At 62.3% G+C, this 2,251-nt stretch carries 1 protein-coding gene and 1 pseudogene; both read left to right on the forward strand.

The annotated features are described in order from the left end of the window. Positions 1–813 (forward strand): annotated as a pseudogene (locus AWB81_RS42240) (type II secretory pathway protein); the annotation flags it as partial. Between the two features lie 19 nt (positions 814–832). Continuing rightward, positions 833–2,113 (forward strand): hypothetical protein, encoded by a 1,281-nt coding sequence (locus AWB81_RS42245; RefSeq protein ID WP_062644470.1) that lies wholly within the window; start codon positions 833–835, stop codon positions 2,111–2,113. Positions 2,114–2,251 lie beyond the last annotated feature (138 nt).

Here is a 2,251-nt window from a genome sequence, read left to right on the forward strand (position 1 = left end):
CGTGACACCAAGGAAGCGGTCGATCGCATGGGTGCGCTGCTCGCCCGTGAGAACGCCATTTCAACGAGGCAAGTTGCGCTGCGCGTACGCACATTGCAGGTGGATCTGAGCAACAGCTCTCAGGCCGGTGTCAGTGCAGACATAGTGTTTAACCGCATCTCCGATGGCCTCAAACGCTATTCCGTGACGGTGGCGTCGCCTACGTCTCTGGCGACGGCGATCGGCGGCACTGTCGGACTGTCCGTCCTCAAGCCCGGCTCACCGATGGAAGGCACGAACGCCATTGTTAGCGGCCTCAATGCGTTCGGTAAAACGGTCCAGGACAACACGCAAACGAAGCTGACGTTGAACGGCCTGCCGGTGTCGATCGGCTCCTTTGAAACGAAGGGCTACCTCGCCGCAACGACCCCGAGCCTCGGTTCGATTTCGGGCGGCACAGCAGGTGTTCCGGGCTTGCAGCCGGGATCGGTCACGGTCGGTGACTTCGTGAACATCCTGCCGTCCGTGAACGATCACAACCAGATCATTCTGTCGTACTGGAGCGATAGCTCGAAGCTCAACGGCCCGTTCACGACGATCAGCACTGGCTCGGGCGACACGCTTCAGCAGATCCAGTTGCCCGACATCCTCGGCAACAAGGATGACCAGACCATCGCCCTGTCCGATGGACAGACCGTCGTGCTGTATGGCGCGGTGAGCAATCGGTATGACGGCAGCAACAACAACGGCATCGGTGGTCTGTCGGGCGCATGGAACAAGGGACGCACGTTCCAGGTGATCATGCTGACGGCAACCGTCGTCCCGTCGATGTGAGCGCGAGGTAAGCATCCCTATGCACTTCGAATCCATACCGGGAGAAAAGGGCGCGAAGCTCGTATTCGGGCTGGATTGGCGCGCCTACTCCGCCAAGGGTGCCCGCGCCGAGCGCCGGCGTTACGTCGACGGGTCCGGCGCGACTCACTACACCGAGTTTAAGTCGAAGGGCGAGACCATCGTCGGCTTCTGCGAGCTTGATCCAACGCAGCGCAAGGGCGGCAAGCTGTATTCCGCCGCGGCGCGCATCGCGTCGCTTGAGCGAGTCTCGCGTCGGCCCGCAGTGCTTGTGCTCATCCAGAACGATGAACTTGTGCATCTGGTGCTGGCGCAACGCGGAGCCGTCGCGCTTGACGAGGAGGTCGCGCTTAACGCGCTCGCCGACAAGCGCGAAGCAATCGAGGACACCTGTGCGAAGGCGGGGCTCGAACTCGCGACGCTCGGCCACGGCGCGCAACTCCATGCGGTCGATGAGGTATTCGATCTGCGCGAGCTGATCGTTGCGCGCAAGGTCGGCCTCATCAAGAAGATCCCGGTCGCCGTGCCTACAACGGTGCCGTTGCTCGTCATCCTCGGGGCGGTGTTCTATGGTGGCAAGCAATTGATTGACGTACTCAATCCGCCGCCTCCGCCGCCGGCGCCGCCGCCGACATTTATGCAGGAGTATCAGTCGGCTGTAATGCGCACACTCGCTGCGCCCGCTCCGCTCGCGAGCCAGCTTGCCCCGAAGCTACTCGCGAGTTTCGGCGCGCAGGAAACGAACGTCGCCGGATGGCAGTTTCAGAAAGCGTCCTGCACGATCGCCGGTCCCTGCGTCGCAACCTACAAGCGACAGGGCGGCACGTTCAAGGAGTTTGACGCACGCGCGCCGGAATCGCTGCGTCCGGTCGTCTTCAACGCTGACGGTTGGCATCTGACCGCGCGTGGGCCCGAAGTGACGGTCGCCGAACGCGTGGCGCTTGGTGAGCAGAAGACGTGGCCGACCCAGCAGGCGCTCATTAAGAGTCTGCAGACCGACCCGCAGAAGCTTTCCACCAAGCCGGACACGCTCGATAGCCACGGTTACGTCGTAGATATCAAGCCGGCTGAGCGCCTTATCCCGCGCCAGCCGATGGCCGGTGAAGCGCAGGGGCCGCTGGTCCAGCGAGGTATCTGGCAGATCGACGGATACAAATGGCAAAGCGCGCTGCTCGCGCGCCTGCCGGACAACATGGCACTGGACACCCTCGACGTCGAGTTGAAAGAGGACGGTACCGGGGTGCATTTCACTGCGAAGGGTAAATACTATGTTCTCAACTAAGTGGCCAGCACGAGCCGCATGCTTTGGTGCGCTCATGTTCGTGGCGAGTGCGGCAATCTCGCAGGAAAGTCATCTGACGCTGGACGACATCGACAAGCTCGCGCGGGCGAAGCTCGTGGACTCGATGCGCGGTGGCCA

This window comes from Caballeronia arationis (genome assembly GCF_001544975.2).
Lineage (GTDB): Bacteria > Pseudomonadota > Gammaproteobacteria > Burkholderiales > Burkholderiaceae > Caballeronia > Caballeronia arationis.